The 15502-nt window shown below is 51.4% G+C and carries 14 protein-coding genes; 5 read left to right on the forward strand and 9 right to left on the reverse strand.

Annotation, left to right across the window (positions count from 1 at the left end; genetic code table 11):
- Nucleotides 1-54: 54 nt before the first annotated feature.
- Both ACXYMU_RS16070 and ACXYMU_RS16075 read right to left on the reverse strand, forming a co-directional pair.
- Nucleotides 55-918 (reverse strand): LOG family protein, encoded by an 864-nt coding sequence (locus tag ACXYMU_RS16070; RefSeq protein WP_458987436.1) that lies wholly within the window; start codon nt 916-918, stop codon nt 55-57.
- 126 nt (nt 919-1044) lie between these two features.
- Entirely contained in the window at nt 1045-2292 is a 1248-nt protein-coding gene (locus tag ACXYMU_RS16075) for an ABC transporter permease (RefSeq protein WP_458987437.1), read from the reverse strand.
- Between the two features lie 187 nt (nt 2293-2479).
- Here ACXYMU_RS16075 and queA point away from each other — a divergent pair, with 187 nt between their 5' ends.
- The gene (gene queA / locus ACXYMU_RS16080; protein ID WP_458987438.1) at nt 2480-3526 is read left to right on the forward strand and encodes a tRNA preQ1(34) S-adenosylmethionine ribosyltransferase-isomerase QueA; all 1047 of its coding nucleotides are present in this window, start codon (nt 2480-2482) and stop codon (nt 3524-3526) included.
- Nucleotides 3527-3677: 151 nt separating this feature from the next.
- A complete protein-coding gene (locus ACXYMU_RS16085; RefSeq protein WP_458987439.1) occupies nt 3678-4370 on the forward strand; it encodes a 2-C-methyl-D-erythritol 4-phosphate cytidylyltransferase in 693 nt (230 codons plus the stop codon).
- Between the two features lie 88 nt (nt 4371-4458).
- Here ACXYMU_RS16085 and ACXYMU_RS16090 read toward each other — a convergent pair whose 3' ends face one another.
- The 3 genes from ACXYMU_RS16090 to ACXYMU_RS16100 form a co-directional block, all read right to left on the reverse strand.
- A complete protein-coding gene (locus tag ACXYMU_RS16090; RefSeq protein WP_458987440.1) occupies nt 4459-5184 on the reverse strand; it encodes an ABC transporter ATP-binding protein in 726 nt (241 codons plus the stop codon).
- 90 nt (nt 5185-5274) lie between these two features.
- Nucleotides 5275-5496, reverse strand: a complete 222-nt coding sequence (locus ACXYMU_RS16095) for a DUF2795 domain-containing protein (protein ID WP_025608825.1) — start codon at nt 5494-5496, stop codon at nt 5275-5277.
- Nucleotides 5497-5786: 290 nt separating this feature from the next.
- On the reverse strand, nt 5787-7097 hold the full coding sequence (locus ACXYMU_RS16100) for a DUF349 domain-containing protein (protein ID WP_458987441.1): 1311 nt from the start codon (nt 7095-7097) through the stop codon (nt 5787-5789).
- Between the two features lie 344 nt (nt 7098-7441).
- Between ACXYMU_RS16100 and ettA the strand changes: the two genes are divergently transcribed.
- Complete coding sequence (gene ettA, locus ACXYMU_RS16105; protein ID WP_458987442.1) at nt 7442-9112, forward strand: energy-dependent translational throttle protein EttA; 1671 nt, start codon at nt 7442-7444, stop codon at nt 9110-9112.
- Nucleotides 9113-9737: 625 nt separating this feature from the next.
- The gene (locus ACXYMU_RS16110) at nt 9738-10736 is read left to right on the forward strand and encodes a GNAT family N-acetyltransferase (protein ID WP_458987443.1); all 999 of its coding nucleotides are present in this window, start codon (nt 9738-9740) and stop codon (nt 10734-10736) included.
- Here ACXYMU_RS16110 and ACXYMU_RS16115 read toward each other — a convergent pair.
- The 4 genes from ACXYMU_RS16115 to ruvX all read right to left on the reverse strand — a co-directional run bounded on the left by ACXYMU_RS16115 (nt 10733) and on the right by ruvX (nt 13544).
- The gene (locus ACXYMU_RS16115; protein ID WP_458987444.1) at nt 10733-11710 is read right to left on the reverse strand and encodes a zinc dependent phospholipase C family protein; all 978 of its coding nucleotides are present in this window, start codon (nt 11708-11710) and stop codon (nt 10733-10735) included. The genes ACXYMU_RS16110 and ACXYMU_RS16115 overlap by 4 nt on opposite strands.
- A 231-nt stretch (nt 11711-11941) precedes the next feature.
- Complete coding sequence (locus ACXYMU_RS16120) at nt 11942-12163, reverse strand: cold-shock protein (RefSeq protein ID WP_458987445.1); 222 nt, start codon at nt 12161-12163, stop codon at nt 11942-11944.
- Nucleotides 12164-12561: 398 nt separating this feature from the next.
- Entirely contained in the window at nt 12562-13131 is a 570-nt protein-coding gene (def, locus tag ACXYMU_RS16125; protein ID WP_458987446.1) for a peptide deformylase, read from the reverse strand.
- The gene (gene ruvX / locus ACXYMU_RS16130; RefSeq protein WP_458987447.1) at nt 13128-13544 is read right to left on the reverse strand and encodes a Holliday junction resolvase RuvX; all 417 of its coding nucleotides are present in this window, start codon (nt 13542-13544) and stop codon (nt 13128-13130) included. The genes def and ruvX overlap by 4 nt, the downstream gene beginning before the upstream one ends.
- A 272-nt stretch (nt 13545-13816) precedes the next feature.
- On the opposite strand from ruvX, the gene ACXYMU_RS16135 reads away from it, so the two are divergent.
- Nucleotides 13817-15478, forward strand: coding sequence for a S41 family peptidase (locus ACXYMU_RS16135; RefSeq protein WP_458987448.1), 1662 nt, complete (start codon nt 13817-13819; stop codon nt 15476-15478).
- Nucleotides 15479-15502 lie beyond the last annotated feature (24 nt).

A 15502-nucleotide genomic window follows, 5' to 3' on the forward strand; every position in this document is an offset into this window, starting at 1 on the left:
GAGCAGGCCCGCTAAAGGCCTGCTCTTGAGTCTGTCGCAATAGAGTGTTGCCTCCTAGAAGTTCGGAGACAGCAGGTACTTGCTGTAGAAGTCGTCGATGATCTTCACGGCCTCCGAGGCGTCGTCCACGATGTGCACCAAGTCCAGGTCTTCGGCGCTGATGTTGCTTTCCTCGCGCAGCATCACGTCCTCGATCCACTTGAACAGGCCCTCCCAATAAGAGCGGCCCACCAGCACAATCGGGAAAGCCCCGATTTTTTTCGTCTGTATCAGCGTGATGGCCTCGAACAGCTCATCCAGGGTGCCGAAGCCGCCCGGCATTCCGATAAAGCCCTGCGCGTACTTCACGAACATCACCTTGCGCACAAAGAAGTAGTCGAAGTTGATGAGCTTATCGGAGTCGATGTAGATGTTGTTGAACTGCTCGAACGGCAGCTGTATGTTCAGGCCCACGGACTTGCCGCCCTCGGAGTGCGCGCCCTTGTTGCCAGCCTCCATGATGCCGGGGCCACCGCCCGTGATCACGCCATACCCATGGCGCACTAGTTTTGCCGCAATCTCCTCGGCCATCAGGTAGTACTTGTGCGTGTTCTTGGTGCGGGCCGAGCCAAAGATCGACACGCATGGTCCGATTTTCGAGAGTTTCTCAAAACCCTCCACAAACTCCGACATCACCTTGAAAATCTGCCAGGAGTCGGCAATCTTAATCTCGTTCCAGTCTTTGTCTACAAACGCCTGGCGTATTCTTTTCTCCTCTTCAGAGGCGGGTGCCGCCGTAGATTCTCCGCTTTCGCGCAGGTCGGTAATCGAAGTCGCTTTGTTGTTGTTTACATCCGGGTTCAGGATGGTCTGGCCGCTGCCTGTATTCACAGTTTCTTCGTGCAGCTTGGTTTTACTTGTTTTTCTAAGTTTCGTCATCTTTATTTTTCGTCATCTTTCGGAGCATAAGGCTCCAAGTCTTCTCTGCCAGAGAAGTTCTTTGTTAAAAAGCGCTGGCATAGCGGTGTGTGAGGGCCGCCGCAAGTGCCAAACGCGTAAATATATTTATTTAGAGCGGATCGCAATAACAGGATCCAAATTAGAAGCCAAAACAGCGGGGATAATGCCTGAAAGCATCCCTATCACGGCCGATACGCCAAGCCCCAGTATAATGTTGCCCGCCGAAAGGGCCACTTTCATGATATCCTGGGGTATGAGGGTGAGCAGAAAGACCAGTAAAATGCCGATGCCACCCCCCAACAAACTCAGAAACACCGACTCGAACAGAAACTGAAACAGGATGAAATAGTTTTTGGCTCCCAGCGATTTCTGGATACCTATGATGTTAGTGCGTTCCTTTACCGACACAAACATGATGTTGGCAATGCCAAAGCCCCCCACCAGTATGGCAAAGCCGCCGATTACCCAACCTGCCAGGCCCACCACCTCAAAAAATCCCCCGATGGCCTGCGTGGCCATTTCGGGTCGGTTAAGAGCGAAGTTGTCCTCGTCGCGGGGGCGCAGGCCACGGATGTTGCGCATCAGCCCCCGGATCTCATACTCCAATTCCTGCAAGCCAGGGTCGTTGTCGAGCCCTTTGGCGGCCAGCGTAGAGCCGAGCCCGTTTGGCCCCACATCAAACATCTTACTGAAGGAGCCATAGGGGATGATGCCCATCTGATCGAAGTTGGGTAGGCCAAACATGTTCTCGCCCTGCTTTTCGATCACCCCTACCACCACGAACTTCTGCCCCGCCACTTTCAGCTCCTGCCCGATGGGGTTGGTGTGGGGGTATAGGGAGGCAGCCACTTCATCCCCGATCAGCATAACATTGCGTGAGGCATCTACTTCCTGTGGAACAAAATAACGCCCTTGTGTCACCGGGATCTCGGCCACTTTGCTGTAGTCATACGATACGCCCATCAGGTTAGCGCCTGAGTAGCTGTTGTTGCCTTGCTTAAAGGTGTTGTTGCCGGTAGATGCAAAAATAGCAACGCCCGCACTGTTGGCAACGCGCCGCTCTAGCTGGCGGAACTCCCTCATGGTTGGTTCAGGGCGCTGGAAATACTTCCACCACGGGTAGTTGCCGCCAAAAGCCCATGGCCATTTCTGCACATAAATTACCTTGTCGCCGATAAAGCTCATACTGTCGCGCACGTTCCGCTCCAATGAGTCAACCAGCGTGAACACGGAGATGATCGCAAAGATACCAATGGTAACTCCCAGCAGCGATAAGATGGTGCGGAGGAGGTTCGCGCGTAAAGCCTGCCAGGCGAAACGGAAACTTTCTGCTATCAGGCGGAGGTATATCATAAACTTAAGTGCGTCAGATTGAATAATCGGGAAGTAATTGTTTAAAAGTAACAATATTTCGGGCAAAATGCGTACATTTGCGGCTTGATTTTTTAATTGCCACAAGACTGTTTCTATTGAACCCCCTCAGGCTTTCAGCCTGTTATACCGATAGACGAAACATATTAAATACCGTAATATTTAATTTATGAAATTATCCGAATTCAAATTCGAGCTTCCTGAGGAATTTCTGGCCACACACCCTACCGAGAACCGCGACGAGTCGCGCATGATGGTAATACACCGCGATACAGGCAAGATCGAGCACCGTGTCTTCAAGGACGTGCTGGACTATTTTGACGATGGCGATGTGATGGTGGTGAACGACACCAAGGTGTTCCCGGCCCGCCTGTATGGCAACAAGGAGAAAACCGGTGCCAAGATCGAGGTTTTTCTGCTACGCGAGCTGAACAAAGACATTCACCTATGGGATGTGCTGGTAGACCCTGCCCGTAAGATCCGTGTCGGCAACAAGCTGTACTTCGGCGATAGCGACCTGGTAGCCGAGGTGATTGACAACACTACTTCCCGTGGCCGTACCATCAAGTTTTTGTTTGACGGCACCGACGAGGAATTCTACAAAACGATTAACGACCTGGGTGAAACACCGCTTCCGAAGTACATCAAGCGTGAGGCAGAGCCGGAAGACCGTGAGCGTTACCAAACGGTATATGCCAAAAACGTGGGAGCCGTAGCCGCACCTACAGCAGGCCTGCACTTCACCAAAGAAGTGCTGAAGCGCCTGGAAATCAAAGGAATCGATGTGTCTCCGATAACGCTGCACGTTGGCCTGGGTACTTTCCGCCCGGTAGATGTTGAAGACCTGACCAAGCACAAAACCGATTCGGAGAACTTTAGGGTGCCAGCCGAAACGGCCGAGCGTGTTAACAGAGCCCTGGACAGCAAGAAACGCGTATGCGCCATTGGTACAACTACCATGCGTGCACTGGAGTCTTCGGTGTCGGCCAATAACCGCCTGAAAGCGAACGAGGGCTGGACAGACCGTTTCATCTTCCCTCCCTATGATTTTAAAATCGCGAATTGCCTGATTACCAACTTCCATATGCCTGAGAGTACCCTGCTGATGATGGCGGCGGCTTTCGGGGGGTATGACCTGGTGATGAAAGCTTACGAAGAGGCTGTTAAAGAGAAATACCGCTTTTTCAGCTACGGCGACGTTATGCTGATCCTGTAATCCCGAGAGAGGTATAAGTTTATGAGATGCCCTGGCCTCCAAGCCGGGGCATTTTGCATTTCGTCGTTTTGGTGTAGCGGGATGTTTCTATCTTTATAGGCAGGCATAGATGAGCCTTTTTTAACATTACCTTTTCAAACCAATCCTGGCAATGGCACAACTTCCCGAATATGCAATTATAGTGGCTGGCGGCTCTGGTAGCCGTATGCAGCATGAGCTGCCGAAGCAATTTATTGAGGTGGCTGGCAAGCCCATTCTAATGCATACCATCGAGCAGTTTTATGAGTATAATCCGGATATCCGATTAGTGGTGGTGTTGCCCGAACAACAGTTGACCACCTGGCGGGCGCTTTGCCGCAAGCATGCGCTTCGTGCGTTCCACATGATGGTGGCAGGCGGAGCCACGCGATTTGGCTCTGTTAAAAACGGACTGGATGCTGTGCAGGGGGAGGCGCTGGTGGCGGTGCATGACGGAGTGCGCCCCTTTGTGGATAAACTTACGATACAGGCCGCTTTTGAGGCTTGTGCGTTGCATGGAGCTGCCGTGGTGGCTGTGTCGCCTAAAGACTCGTTGCGGGAACTGACAGATAGTGGAAGCCATGCTGTACCGCGCACGCGGTATAAGCTTGTGCAAACGCCACAGTGCTTCCAGGCAAGTATACTGCGGCAGGCCTATGCACAGCCGGAGGAGGAGTACTTTACGGATGATGCTTCTGTGGTGGAGCAACTGGGGCAACACATTGAACTGGTGGAGGGGAGCTATCGCAACATCAAAATCACCACGCCAGAGGATTTGATTCTGGCAGAAGCTTTCGCCGCATCTGCCTCAGGGTTCGCAAAGTAAAGAGAATGGGTAGAGGGAAGTAATTATAGCGATGCAGCAAAATGCATGTCGGCGATTTCAGAACCCTATGTTAACTCTGTCTGCCAGCTTATACCACGGGCTGGCGCCCGGCTTCCAGGAATGCCTGGTTGGCCTGCACGCTCTCAGGTGAGATGACCTCAAGAGCAGGAACCGGTTTCGACAGATTCAGCAGATACCCTTGCAGGGAGGCGAGGTTTTGGAGGTCGTGCGTAATGCAGAGTACGGTTTTGTGGTTTTGCTGCACCCATTGCTGCAACAGCCGGAACACCTTGCTCTTGTAGTATACATCCAGTTGCTGCGTAGGCTCATCCAACAGGTTTATACTGGCGTCCTGCAGCATCAGCTGTGCGAGCCATACCAGCTGCTGCTCACCGCCGGAAAGCGTCGTAAAGTCGTGGTCCAGGAGGTGTGAAAGCTGTAATTGTTCCACTGTCTGGGCGGCCAGGGTATAATCAGCGGCATCGTAATTCTCAAAAAAGCGCTTCTTGCGGAATAGGCCCATCACCACTAAATCCTTTACTTTTATTGGGAAGGTAACGGTGCTTTTCTGAGGGAGGTAGGCAAGCAAGCCTCGCTCGGTAGGGCGGTGGATATGGCTCAGGTTTTGCCCATGCACCAACAAATCGCCTTTGTACTCAATCTGCTGTTGAAAAGCCCGGAAGAACGTGGTTTTGCCTGCCCCATTATGCCCGATAATGGCGACAAAACTTGGGGTGGGTATAGAAAAAGAAAGGTTGCGGATAAGGACACGCTGTCCATAGCCCGCAACCAGATTTTTTACTTCGATGATCAAGCTTTTGGTAATTACGAATTACAAATTATCAATTACGAATGTATGAACGATACTGAATCCGTAATTCGGAATTAATAATTCGTAATTCCTTTAGTACTCGTCTTCGTTAAACATGAAATCTTCCTTGGTAGGATAGTCAGGCCAGATTTCCTCGATATTCTCGTATGGCTGACCATCATCCTCCAAGGCTTGCAGGTTTTCTACAACCTCCATTGGTGCTCCTGAGCGGATCGAGAAGTCAATCAATTCATCTTTAGTGGCTGGCCAAGGGGCGTCCTCCAGGTATGATGCTAATTCAAGTGTCCAGTACATAATATTTTCTCCTTTAACTTATGGCTTTTTTGAAATGGTTTGCAAAAGTATGAATAAAAAGATAAACAAAAATTTTTCGCAGAAATTAATTGTTTTTTTGTTCGTTTTTACCAACACAACGCAGAGGATTCACAAATGTTCAAAATGCGCCAAATATTTTTCGATTGCCTGGGTTTAACCGTAACAGGGGATATAGGAGGGTGTTTGGCATAGAAATCAAACAAAAAGGTCCCTGCCGCATGAGTGGCAGGGACCTTTGATATTCTATTTAGCAACTTCAAGCCTGCTGGTTAGTTAGCAGAGCTCAACTGGCTTTTGAACATCTCGATCATGGCTGTTTTGGTGCCGATCTTCCGGTTAAAGTTGCGGATCTTACCTTTCAGCATGTTGCGGAAAGCATCGTTCCCCGGCGTGTCGCTTAACTTGCCCAGGTTGCCTTCCAGCACCTCCAGTTCATTTTTATCAGACTTGATGAAATCTTTCAGGGCGCTGATACGGGCCTGTATACCGTCTACTTCAGTAAAGTCTTCGTTGGCGGCCTGCTGGCGCTTACGGATGTAGTGCTCCAGGCTGCTCATTTCAAAAACCCGGTCGCAGGCTTTTATAAAGCGCTCCCAGATCATATCTGACACCTCAGGGCTCACAGGGCCTACTTTCTTCCACTCGGCCTGCAGTTCCTTGGCGCGCTTCACGGCCTCGTTCAGGCTATGCTGTTCCAGCAATTGCTCGGCTTCCTCTACCAACACCCGCTTTCGGTCATAGTTGTCATCGTAGTACTTGCCCCTCGATTCAACCTTCTCGTTGCTGATCTTTTTCTTCAGGCGCTCAAAGAAGTGGTTATGCGCCTTCCGGAAGTCTGTCCAAAGGCGTGTCATGGTTTTGCGTGGGAGGGTGCCGCCTACCTCTTTCCATTGGTTTTGCAGCTGCTTTAGCTTCGCAGTGGTTCCTTCCCAGTCCTCAGAGTTCTGCAGGGCCACCGACTGCGAGATCAGGTCACGGTATTTGTCATAGATGCGGTTCTGCATCTTCTTCTTGTCTTCGAAGAAATTCTTCTTGCGCTCGAAAAAGCCCTCTACCGCCGCTCGGAAACGCTCTTCGATCTCGTCGGTCAGCTCTTTCTCCACAGGGCCTGTTTTGATCCAGGTGCCGCGCAGGTCCTTTAGCTTATCGGTCGTTTCCTGCCATTCAATGCTATCACGCAAGGTTTCGGCCTCCTGTATAAGGGCAATCTTCGTGGTCAGGTTTTTCTCGCGGTTCTGCTTGATGGTCTCATTGATGGCTTCTTCTGCCGCCGTCAACGCATGGTATAGCTTCTCGAAATCGCCCAGCGCATCATAGCTGCCAATCAGCTCCTTCATGTGTAGCACCTTCATCAGGAAAGAGCCTTTGTTCTCTGATGCCTCAATGCGCTCCAGCAGGTTATTCACCTTTTCCTGAAACATCTCATACCGTTTTGCAAAATACACCAGTGAGTCATCCTCGGATTCCTTCACATCGCCCACTTGGCGGGCGGGGTAATTCATAAAAGGTTTCAGCCATACTTGCTGGTCCTGTGTAAAGCCGTACTTTTTGGCTTCTTCTAGTAGGTCATTGTTTTCCATGCTACTGGATAGGGTTAAGGGTCGAAAATTGGGGCTTTCTGAAACCAGAGCAAGCCCGCTGCGCAGCATCGCAAAAGCCAACGGCGGCAGTAAACGTTTTAGTACTGGTAAGTAACGCTTTGCCAACTTACCAGTACTAAGATATGCAAAGGAGTGCTACGCCTAATACAGTTTTTTTACAAGTTTAAGGATTTCAACCAATTTTGCGAAGTGCAAATGCATGAATTTTTACGATATTTGTAATTCTTTATCAAATAAGAATCAATACGATAGGGTTTGGGCCTGGCAAATGGCTGATGGCGATACCCTTGGAATAATATTAGGAAAACACTATAAATTACAGCATGAGTAACGAAACCATAATTTTTTCGATGGCTGGGGTAAGTAAAATCTACCCGCCGCAGAAGCAAGTGCTAAAAAATATCTACCTGTCGTTCTTTTACGGCGCCAAAATAGGCGTACTGGGCCTTAACGGATCCGGTAAGTCCACGTTGCTGAAAATCATTGCAGGCGTTGAAAAGGAGTTTCAGGGCGAAGTGGTATGGTCGCCGGGCTACACCGTAGGCTACCTGGAGCAGGAGCCGCAGCTGGACCCTACCAAAACCGTACGCGAGGTAGTGGAAGAGGGCGTGAGCGAAGTGGTAGGTCTGTTGAAGGAGTTCGACGAGATCAACATGAAGTTTGCCGAGGAGATGAGCGACGATGAGATGAACAAGCTCATCGAGCGGCAGGGCGAGGTGCAGGAGCGACTGGACCAGCTGAACGCCTGGGAACTGGACAACCGGCTAGAGCGCGCCATGGATGCCCTGCGCACGCCACCGGAAGATGCCAAAATCGAGCACCTGTCGGGTGGCGAGAAGCGCCGCGTGGCCCTTTGCCGCTTGCTGCTGCAGGAGCCGGATGTGCTCTTGCTGGATGAGCCAACCAACCACCTCGATGCAGAATCGGTGGACTGGCTGGAGCAGCACTTGAAGCAATACAAAGGCACTGTGATCGCCGTTACGCACGACCGTTACTTCCTCGACAATGTGGCTGGCTGGATTCTGGAGCTGGACCGTGGCGAGGGTATTCCGTGGAAAGGCAATTACAGCAGCTGGCTGGAGCAGAAGGCAAACCGCCTGTCGCAGGAGGAGAAAACGGAGAGCAAGCGCCAGAAAACCCTGCAGCGTGAGTTGGAGTGGGTGCGCATGGCACCAAAGGCGCGGCAAGCCAAGTCTAAGGCCCGTATCAGCCAATATGACAAGCTAGCCGGCGAGGAAGCCTCTAAGAAGGAAGAGAAGTTGGAGCTATTTATACCGGACGGTCCGCGACTGGGGGCACAGGTGATTGAGGTGAACCACGTAAGCAAAGCCTACGGCGACAAGCTACTGTTTGAGGACTTGAACTTCGCGTTGCCACAAGGCGGTATCGTGGGTATCATCGGGCCAAACGGAGCCGGTAAAACCACGCTATTTAAGCTGATAACAGGACAGGAGAAGCCAGATGCCGGTGATTTCACCGTAGGTTCCACTGTAGAGATATCTTATGTTGACCAGGAGCACGCGCAACTCGACCCAAGCAAATCGGTGTTTGAGATAATTTCAGGCGGCACGGAGCATATGATGCTGGCCGGGCGCCAGGTAGTATCCCGCGCCTACGTGAGCAAGTTCAACTTCTCGGGCGGCGACCAGGAAAAGAAAGTGTCGAAGCTATCGGGAGGTGAGCGTAACCGCGTGCACTTGGCCATGACGCTGAAAGAAGGCGGTAACCTGCTGCTGCTCGATGAGCCGACCAACGACCTGGACGTAAACGCGATTCGGGCCCTAGAAGACGCACTGGAGAACTTTGCGGGTTGTGCCGTAATCATCTCCCACGACCGTTGGTTCCTTGACAGAATTTGTACCCATATCCTGGCTTTCGAAGGTGACTCGCAGGTGTATTGGTTCGAGGGTAACTACTCGGAATACGAAGAAAACAAGAAGAAGCGTATGGGCGATGTAGAGCCAAAGCGCATCCACTACAAAAAGTTGGTTTAAACGCACTGCATAATTTTAGCAGGAGTTTAAACAAGCTTCTGTAACCGATAAATGAAAACAGCCGCTGTATTGGATACAGCGGCTGTTTTCATTTATCGGCAAATCGGGCCCTTTTTTCTCCTGGTGCAAGGCTAGATTTTTATTTGCACAGGCGCTGTAGAAGAGAAATGGATATTATTTAGGTATAGATCATAGGATATTAGCTCTGAAATTTAACTTATTTTTTTCTAACTCCGTAAATTAATAATAAGACAGTCAAAGGTTTACAGTGTTGTTTAACTTAAACGGATGTCAATGATGAAAAAATTTTACTCTAACAGCGATGCACTCGCTTATTGGCTTATCGCAGGGTATTTTACTGCAGTTGGCGCTTTCGCCATTTTAGTTTCTTAAATGTTAGTCCAACATTGTTGAGAAGGCCGCACATTGTGTGGCCTTTTTGATTTTATACCTACCTACCGTAACCAACACTTACGCGATGAATTCGTGTGGATAGGTCTATCCGGACTTTAGATGTAGCGGTACTTTTGTAAATTGCCCGCAGGCATCGTGTATGTCCGGCTTTTTTGCTGAAACAGAAAAGGCAGACGTCCGACACGCGACAATTTCATCAACTAACCGCTACATGGCCGTTTTATACCTCCAGCACAATGCCATCGACAAGGCAAAATGGGATGCCCTGGTTATGCAGTCGCGGCAGCGGCAGGTATATGCGATGTCGTGGTACCTGGATGCGGTAGCGGCAGGGTGGGAGGCCTTGGTAGAAACGGACTTGGCTGGCGACTACCGGAACGTGATGCCGGTGCCATGGAAGCGCAAGCTAGGGATACGGTATGTGCAGCAACCGCTGTTTTGCCAGCAGTTGGGCATTTACAGCAGTGCCGGGGTTGTGCCTGAGGCTATTTTCCACGCCTTTCTGCAGGAGTTATACCAACGCTTCCGGTATGTGATCAACCTGCACTTTAATGTGGCAAACCCCTTGCCTGATGGTCTGTCGCCAAACCTGCCTTTCAGCTATACTGCCACGCATTACCTGCCTCTACACAAGCCTTATGCCCAACTGCAATCCGCCTATACCCGCGACCGGAAGTTAAACCTGAAGCGGGCCTGCAAAGCAGGGCTCACCATACAGGAGAGCAGCGACATTGAGCCACTCATCCAATTCTTCAAACAGGAAACAGCCGGACAAATATACGGAGGTGTGGCAGCAGTAGCCTACCAGCAGTTGCGTGCACTGTACCAAGTCCTGCAGGAGCGGGGGATGGCTAGGTTATACTATACCCTGGACCGGCAGGGGCGGTTAAACAGCGGGTGTCTTTTTGTTATTTGGCAAGGGTATATCATTTACCTCTTCAACGCTGCGCCCCAACATGGCCGGAAACAAAATGGCCGCACGCTGATCATCGACCATGTCATTCGTCAGTATGCAGGGCAGGAAATGATACTTGACTTTGAAAGCCCGGTAGAGGAGCAGGAAGCGATTGTCCATTTCTACGAAAGCTTTGGCCCCGAGGCAATGCCCATCCCGGTGCTGCGGTATAACCAGTTGCCAACAGGCATCCGGCAAATCCGGGATGTGCGGATGCGGTTGGTCCAAAAGCTACAGCGCAAAAGCAAGCCTTAATGATCGCCCTCCTCGCGCGGCTTGTGCTGGCCGGTTTCATACGCCTTCTGCTCCTGTTGCAGCTTTAGCAACTCTTCTGCTGATAAAGCCTTCGGAAATGTGCGAAGGTCAGGCTGGCCGGCATCCACCCAGGCGGTATACCAATAGCTGGCCACTGTCCGGATTGCCAGGCGCATCTGCCGCTCCACCTGCCCGTTTAGTTTATCGCTGTAGGCTTTGGCAAAAGCTTGGGAGTAGACGCGGGTAGTCACGTTATTGCGCACCTCAAAGCTGTATTTCTTTTCTTCCTTAAACTCCTGGGTCAGTTGCTTCTCGAAATACAAGACCGAGTCCAGTGCGATATGGGCGCTGGCCACCAAGTCCCATGCCCGCAATTGCGGCTGCTCGATGTACTGGGCCTGACCTACAAAAAAGTCGTAGTTGCTGGAGAAGAGCTCTGGCAAGCGGGTTTCCCAAAAGCCATGGATGCCGCGCTGGTCTGTTAGCTGGCCGTTGTAGTTCTGGGTGGTATGCAGCGGCACGCAGGCATCGGCTACGTAATGGCCCAATTCCGTGCTGAGGCGCAGGATGCGGTCCAGGTTTCGCTCCTTAAAGGCTTGCGTTAGTTGAAACTTCATCAGGTTGATGTGCCAGGGCACGATGCCATATGCTTGTAGGGTATCTTCGGTATACCGTGCGACTGCCGCTGGCCAGAACCGGGGCATTTTATACAGGGCGCTGTCGCCGTATACGTCCAGGTCGATGTAGTGGCGGGCGGCTTCGCCATCCACGGCATAGCGACGACGGTCGGGGTTTACGGCATGCTCGGTGATGTAGCGGATATGCTTTTTGTAGAATCCTACCATTTCGGGAGGCAATGTGAAAACGGCCAGCCTGTTGATGCGCTGGTGCGCGAAGAACCCCCAACTGTAGCTGTTGAAGGGTAAAAGTAAGCTGATGAGCAGCAGGAAAGCTGCTTGTCGTCTGAGTGCCATACCAGCGGTATACGCGTATTTTCGGGAAGCAGGTGCTGGTGTGCCAGCGGGGTGGCTGCGGCTGTGGGAGGGGATATGAAAGAGGGGTAGTTTGCGGCGGGTTGCCTAAAAAGCACACATCACCTAAGCACCCACTGAAAAATGGTGGATGAGGTGATGCAGTGCGTTGGAAGGGCACCGGAACACGCTGTCGTATTTGTGCTTTCCGGGGTTATGAAGGAGTAGGGCGTATTAAGATTTTTCTTTCTCGTCCTCGTCATTGCTTTTTTTCTTCTCTTCTGGTGGAGTATCGGTTATGTTGCCGAACTCGTCCACATAAGCAATCATGTTTTCAAGGCTTCCGTCCGTGGAGTTCTCCTGACGTTCCTGCTTGCGCTGCTGTTTTTCTTCTTTCTTCTTCGCTTTTTTCTTTTCGAGTTGCTTCTTCATGAAGCTGTTCTGAGATCTACCCATATTGTGAATAATTTAGTGGTACATGTGCCCGGTGTTTTGCTGCTTACCTATAGCTATACGTAGCGGCAAAAAAACAAAGGGCAATTTTTAATGATGTATACGCTGCGCCAGGTGTAGCGGCGTTACTGAAAAACGGTAATTCAATACTGATTCCGAAGATTTCTTGCAAGAGCCAGGCCAATATTCGCTGCCAGGCAGAGTAAGAGACAAAAGGCCAGATTGGCGGAGAGAATTAAAGGAGAGTCAATTAACGCTTTCTTTTACAAAGATAAGCATTTTTATGCTACAAAACAGGCTCTGGGGCTAATTGGCTCGGTGTCAGTGGGAAATCGAAAAAGAAAGGCGGCCTGCCACATAAGTAGCAGGCCGCTGATAGGATCATCTGAATCTACTTTTGCTTAGCGCTTCTTGGTCACCAACGGAAACTTCATCTTGTAATCGGCATCCACGTCGCCTTTCGAGATCTTAGCCAACCTGCTTTTGATCAGGCGCTTTTTCAGGGCGTTCAGGTGATCTGTAAACAGGATGCCCTCAATATGGTCATACTCATGCTGTATCACGCGGGCCGTCATGCCATCGTACGTGTCCTCGTGCTCGTTCCACTCCTCATCAAAGTAACGAATCACGATGCGCTCCGGACGGTATACCACCTCGCGCACACCCGGTATGCTCAGGCAGCCTTCCTCAAAGCCCCATTCCTCGCCGTCTTCTTCAATTATCTCAGGGTTGATAAACGCTTTCTTTACGCCTTTGCCCTTTTCCTCGTCGTCCATCATCGGCTCTGAGTCGATCACGAACAGGCGGATGCTTTTGCTGATCTGGGGAGCTGCCAGGCCTACGCCGTGCGCATGGTACATGGTGGCAAACATATCGGCAATCAGTTCCTGCAAGCCAGGGTAATCCTGCGGGATGTCTTGTGCTTCTTCTTTTAAAACTGGATCGCCGTAAGCGGTAATCGGATAAATCATATAGTTCTGCTTTCTAAATACGATTGTAAAATAATGGCGGCGCTCACACGGTCCACGGTCGCTTTGTCCTGGCGGTCTTTTTTCTTCAGTCCACCGGCCAGCATGCTGGCCTGCGCCATTTTAGAGGTAAAGCGCTCATCCACGGTATGCACCGGTATGGCGGGCAGGTCCTTCTGGAGCTTGCGCACAAAGCCCACCACATGCTCCGTGGCCTGCGTCGCCTCGCCCGACAGCCGGCGGGGCATGCCCACCACAATAGCGTCTACGGGTTCGCGTAGCACATACGCCTTCAGGTAAGCTAACACATCCTTGGCATGAACGGTTTCTAGCGGGTTGGCAATTATCTGCAAGGGGTCTGTCACTGCCAGTCCCACGCGTTTTGTGCCGTAATCAATTGCTAATATCCTGCCCATGTGTAGCTGCCTAAACTGCAAAGGTAAAGATTTTATGCGGTTTCTTTCTCGCTGTGTTTTAGGGTAGGCATACGGGGCAAGAGGGTGCTTGGGGCAGGCATTAAATCATTTACAGCGAACGGGTGTTCTAGGTAATAGCAGCAGGCCAGCGGGGATACCCGAAACCTTCGCAAATTTGTGCTGGTATACTTATATTGGGCCCTTTGGATATTTAGTAACTTGTAGCCGCTACCTGCTATGACTACAGGTGTCAGCATTTTATTTCGAAAATTATGGACAACAAAGCGCACGGAGAAGAAAGGCAACACGTCCGAAACTCGGCCTTTCAGATAAAACTGCCGCTTTTTGTGGCCTTGGGGTTAGCCGTGGGCGTGCTGATCGGTGCCAATTCCTTTTCGCCCTCCACCAACAACCCGCAGGGCACTGCCAAAAGCTACCTCAAGTTCCGGGATATCCTCAGCTACATTGACCGCGATTATGTGGACACAGTGAACATAGAAGAGCTTTCAGACTACGCCATCACCAAAATGCTGGAGAAGCTGGACCCGCACACCGCCTATATTCCGGCCGACGAACTGGCCATGGCGCGCTCCTACCTGGAGGGCGACTTCGAGGGTATAGGGATAGAATTCAGCATTTTCAATGATACCATCTATGTCATTTCTCCGCTGAGCGGTGGCCCATCGGAGACGGCGGGCATACTGGCCGGCGACAAGATCGTTTCTGTGAATGGGGAGAAAGTAGCGGGCATTGGCATCAACAACGAGGGCGTGTTCAAACGCCTGCGCGGTCCGAAGGGTTCGAAGGTTGAGCTGACTGTGAAGCGCGAAGGCACCAAGAAACTATTGCCTTTCACGCTATCGCGCAGCAAGATCCCTACCCATTCGGTGGATGTGAGCTATATGGTGGATAACCGGACGGGCTATATCAAGGTGAGCCGCTTCTCGGCCACTACCTTCGACGAGTTTAAAGAAGCGCTCCTGAAGCTGAAGAAGCAGGGGCTGGAGCGCCTGATCCTGGACCTGCGCAACAACCCGGGAGGGTATATGGACCATGCGATCCGGATGGCCGATGAGTTTATTGCGGGCGACAAGATGATTGTGTATACCGACGGGAAAGGCACCAAGTACGACTCCAAGACATTTGCCCGCACTAAGGGCGAGTTTGAGGACGGCCCACTGATCGTGTTGCTGGATGAGGGCAGCGCCTCGGCTTCGGAGATTGTGGCCGGCGCCCTGCAGGACAATGACCGCGCCCTGATTGTGGGCCGCCGCTCGTTCGGGAAAGGGCTGGTTCAGATGCCGATTCCGCTAAACGACGGCTCTGAGCTGCGCCTGACCATCTCCCGTTACTTTACGCCGAGTGGGCGCTCTATCCAAAAGCCGTACAAAGCCGGAGCCGAGGAGTATGGGAAGGATATTGTGCACCGGTTCGAGAACGGCGAGTACTTCCATCCGGACAGCAGTTTGTTTGTGGATTCGCTGAAGTATAAAACCTTGCGCGGACGGGCAGTGTATGGCGGCGGCGGCATCATGCCCGACATATTTGTGCCCCGCGACACCACAGAGCTCTCGCCATACCTCAGCCAGCTGTATAACAAGAACGTGCTGCGGGAGTATACCCTGGAATATTACCGCACCCACCGCAAGGAACTGGAGAAAATGACGTTCGATAAGTTTAACAGAAGCTTCTCCGTAACCGACAAAATGCTGCAGGAAGTAGTGCAGTATGCCAGTGCCGCCGGCGTGGAGTTTAACCAACCAGAGTATAGCCGCTCCAAAAACCTCATCCGCAACAACGTTAAGGCTTTTATTGCGCGCAGCGTATATGGCAACGAAGGGTTTTACCCGGTGCTGCACCAATCAGACGAAGAGTTTAAGGAGGCGCTCAAGCACTTCAGCAAAGCCCTGGGGATGGCGAAGGGCGGTGCGTAGGTACAGCTAGCCTACAATGTCAAG

This window comes from Pontibacter sp. CAU 1760 (genome assembly GCF_054482735.1).

What these genes read in the sequence shown, in the direction of transcription:
- ACXYMU_RS16070 (WP_458987436.1), bottom strand. Translation starts at nt 918, where the DNA reads ATGACGAAACTTAGAAAAACAAGTAAAACCAAGCTGCACGAAGAAACT.
- ACXYMU_RS16075 (WP_458987437.1), bottom strand. Translation starts at nt 2,292, where the DNA reads ATGATATACCTCCGCCTGATAGCAGAAAGTTTCCGTTTCGCCTGGCAG.
- queA (WP_458987438.1), top strand. Translation starts at nt 2,480, where the DNA reads ATGAAATTATCCGAATTCAAATTCGAGCTTCCTGAGGAATTTCTGGCC.
- ACXYMU_RS16085 (WP_458987439.1), top strand. Translation starts at nt 3,678, where the DNA reads ATGGCACAACTTCCCGAATATGCAATTATAGTGGCTGGCGGCTCTGGT.
- ACXYMU_RS16095 (WP_025608825.1), bottom strand. Translation starts at nt 5,496, where the DNA reads ATGTACTGGACACTTGAATTAGCATCATACCTGGAGGACGCCCCTTGG.
- ACXYMU_RS16100 (WP_458987441.1), bottom strand. Translation starts at nt 7,097, where the DNA reads ATGGAAAACAATGACCTACTAGAAGAAGCCAAAAAGTACGGCTTTACA.
- ettA (WP_458987442.1), top strand. Translation starts at nt 7,442, where the DNA reads ATGAGTAACGAAACCATAATTTTTTCGATGGCTGGGGTAAGTAAAATC.
- ACXYMU_RS16110 (WP_458987443.1), top strand. Translation starts at nt 9,738, where the DNA reads ATGGCCGTTTTATACCTCCAGCACAATGCCATCGACAAGGCAAAATGG.
- ACXYMU_RS16115 (WP_458987444.1), bottom strand. Translation starts at nt 11,710, where the DNA reads ATGGCACTCAGACGACAAGCAGCTTTCCTGCTGCTCATCAGCTTACTT.
- ACXYMU_RS16120 (WP_458987445.1), bottom strand. Translation starts at nt 12,163, where the DNA reads ATGGGTAGATCTCAGAACAGCTTCATGAAGAAGCAACTCGAAAAGAAA.
- def (WP_458987446.1), bottom strand. Translation starts at nt 13,131, where the DNA reads ATGATTTATCCGATTACCGCTTACGGCGATCCAGTTTTAAAAGAAGAA.
- ruvX (WP_458987447.1), bottom strand. Translation starts at nt 13,544, where the DNA reads ATGGGCAGGATATTAGCAATTGATTACGGCACAAAACGCGTGGGACTG.
- ACXYMU_RS16135 (WP_458987448.1), top strand. Translation starts at nt 13,817, where the DNA reads ATGGACAACAAAGCGCACGGAGAAGAAAGGCAACACGTCCGAAACTCG.